The organism is Laceyella putida (assembly GCF_042665195.1).
Classification (GTDB): domain Bacteria; phylum Bacillota; class Bacilli; order Thermoactinomycetales; family Thermoactinomycetaceae; genus Laceyella; species Laceyella putida.
On record NZ_JBHTBW010000076.1, the window covers coordinates 1 to 2841 of the forward strand.

Here is a 2841-nt window from a genome sequence, read left to right on the forward strand (position 1 = left end):
ACCAAGAAACGGGTGAGGGTGGCCAAAGGCAAGGTCAAACGAACGTACAAAAAGGCCAAGGCCACGGCTAAGCGAACCGCCGCCAAGGCCAAGCAGAAGCTCAGGGGCGGGTCGAAGTCGAAGCCGAGTCCGAAGCGGAAATGTAACTGCTTTACGTTGAACACGAAAGTTCTTACAGACAAAGGCCAGAAAAAAATTCAGGATATCCGCATTGGAGATAAAGTCCTAGCCAAGGATGAAAAGACGGGTAAACAGGATTATAAAACAGTTCAATGGTTATATGAACGGAAAGTCAAGGAGATCTACAAGCTTTACATCGGAAAAACGGTTATCGAAACTACCGATGAACATCCATTCTGGGTAAAAGGGAGAGGATGGGTTAAGGCCAAAGATCTCAAAGCCGGCGATCAGCTAGAAGATGCAGACGGTAGGGCAGTTGTTTTAGACAAAGTAGAACGTATTATTAAGAAGACTATTGTTTACAATTTCAGCGTTGATAAATTTCACACGTATTATGTATCTAATTTAGGTATTTTTACGCATAATATGTGTGGCTCTACCACTACTATTTATCGGAAGCAGGATCACCCGGATAGTTTACGGTTATCTGTTGATGAGGCCGGAAATGTATCACTTAAAGGTGATGGTAAACTTTATTTAAATATGAGTGGAGATATTTCTCATTCTAGAACTTTTAGAGGATCGGGAGGGCATATTGTTGCATTTGATATGCCAACTTCTTATGTGCGAGGAATTCTTGATGCAGCCCTACCTCAACGTAAACCAAAAGGATTTAAAGGTTCTAAAAGTGAATGGAAAAGGCTATTTAGAACTAGCCCGGAAATTTCAGACCCAAGTAAATCGCCTGGATTAATTGGAATACCAACTAATATGCTAGACGAATTTATGAGTAATATCATTCCGGGTTCTGGAAGGATTATAAAAAATTGATGGAGGAAAGATGATGTTCAATCAAATGGACGAGATCCAGCGATTAATGGAAGGTCCAACTGAACCCCCTAGGTTTAGTCTAGCAGTTTTGGAATTAAAACCATTTGGTGATCTTAGTTTATATGCTAAGAGACTAAGAGATGTAATTTTTGCTGGGGTAGAATTGTCTTACAGAGAAGATTTCAATAAGGAAGAGTTGGATAGTTCCAACGTACCCCATTGGTTTAGAGTTGTGACGGATCAATATCATGAACATGGTGTTGACCTAGCCGATGATATAAAGAAAGGTCGGAATCGTTACTACGAAATATATTACGATGAAGATGATTGGGATGTACAAGAATGGTTGTTTTGTTTTGATCCGGAGTGTAGAAATTGGAAATGGTGGGATCTGACAATCGTTGATGACCAGACTTTATTCTTGTGGATCGACACTAGTGGGGAACCAGTTATTGCTTGTCAAGAACTTAGATGGGCTGCGTTTGTATCAGGAGCCGAAGTAGCTCATGATCTGGTGTTTCAATCCAAAGAGATTTGGTCTCAACAGTCTAGCATAGGTATTAAAAGATAGTTATAATAACAATATGAAAAAAGAAATATTATCCCAGAGAGAATTTTCTCTTTGGGGTATTTTTTATGTAATGGTTTATGCAAATTAAAGTACAATAGAATGCAAAAAAAAGAAGGTTTACCTGAAGGTTATGTAGTGATCTTAATGGAAGAAGATGACTATTGTTATTGTCTGGATACATTTAATATGGTGAACGGTGAATGTCCTGTAGTATTATGGTTCCGGTTGGATCTGTCGTTACAAGATCGTTATGATCACTTTTATTCCTTTATGCTAAATAAAATTCTAGAATCAGATGAGGATGAAGAAGACTTTTAAGGAATTAAGCTTATTTTCATTATCAAAGTTAAAAGGATACCACTGGTGTTGGTTTGTATAATATTGAAAATAGGCGAAACAGGTAAGGAAAATAATAATAACCATTTTCCCTTGAGATCAGACTACTTAGGGAAAATGGTTATTTGTTTTTCATTTATCTAAGGACGGTCTATTTCCTCATCTTCGCCTTTACATAGACATGGATTAAACAAAATCATAATAAAAGTTCCTCCTCAAGTACCAATACGACAAGGATCAAAACCTGCAACGCGTCACCGCACCGGGCGTCACCACCAATCTGACCTTCAACGGTGAGAAAGTGGTGACGATGAAAGCGACCAACAACGGTGGCGCCACGGTGGTGGATCTGGGCTACACACCGACGCCGAGCAAGTGGCGCAAGTGACCGACAAAGGCGCGTTGAAGAAGAAATACACCTACACCTAGGCCGGTTACCTGGAAACGGTGGAAGCGTACGGCAAGAAACTGAAATACACGCAAGACGGCAACGGCAACGTGACCAAGGTGGAGAACCTGTAAACCAAAGAAGAGCTCACCTACGCGTCCGGCAACCGCATCGCCACCCGCAAGGAATACAACGAATCGACGGGGGCCTTGCTGCGCACGACCAACTACACCTTCAACGATGAAGGCACCTTGACCAAAGCGAGCACCACCGAGGGCACCACCCAAACCGACGTGGAGTACCGCTACAACTGCGAAGACCAGCTCGTTTCCTACAGCAAAACCGTCAATGGCCAAGTGCAGAAAACCGTCACCTATGAGTACGATCCGGACGGCAACCGCACCGCCAAGACCGTCGGCAATGTCCGCTATGAATTCCAGCGCGACAGCAACGACGAGATTTTCACCATGGCCAAAGAAGTGGAAGGCGCAACTGAATCGGTCATGCACTTCTACAAAGACGACGGCGGCAGACTGCTGGGCTTGAATTACAACGGCACCAACTACTACTACCAGTTTGACAGCCGCGGTGACGT

General features: G+C 42.7%; 3 protein-coding genes and 1 pseudogene. All 4 read left to right on the top strand.

Annotated elements, in window-relative coordinates:
- Positions 1-156: 156 nt before the first annotated feature.
- Positions 157-951 carry a polymorphic toxin-type HINT domain-containing protein gene (locus tag ACFQNG_RS18590; protein ID WP_379867410.1) on the top strand — a complete coding sequence of 265 codons (795 nt, stop codon included), beginning with the start codon at positions 157-159 and terminating at the stop codon, positions 949-951.
- A 13-nt stretch (positions 952-964) separates the two neighbouring features.
- Entirely contained in the window at positions 965-1522 is a 558-nt protein-coding gene (locus ACFQNG_RS18595) for a hypothetical protein (RefSeq protein ID WP_379867411.1), read from the top strand.
- A 99-nt stretch (positions 1523-1621) separates the two neighbouring features.
- Positions 1622-1840 (top strand): SMI1/KNR4 family protein, encoded by a 219-nt coding sequence (locus tag ACFQNG_RS18600; RefSeq protein ID WP_379867412.1) that lies wholly within the window; start codon positions 1622-1624, stop codon positions 1838-1840.
- 615 nt (positions 1841-2455) lie between these two features.
- A pseudogene (locus ACFQNG_RS18605) lies at positions 2456-2841 on the top strand (hypothetical protein); the annotation flags it as partial.

What these genes read in the sequence shown, in the direction of transcription:
- ACFQNG_RS18595 (WP_379867411.1), top strand. Translation starts at nt 965, where the DNA reads ATGTTCAATCAAATGGACGAGATCCAGCGATTAATGGAAGGTCCAACT.
- ACFQNG_RS18600 (WP_379867412.1), top strand. Translation starts at nt 1,622, where the DNA reads ATGCAAAAAAAAGAAGGTTTACCTGAAGGTTATGTAGTGATCTTAATG.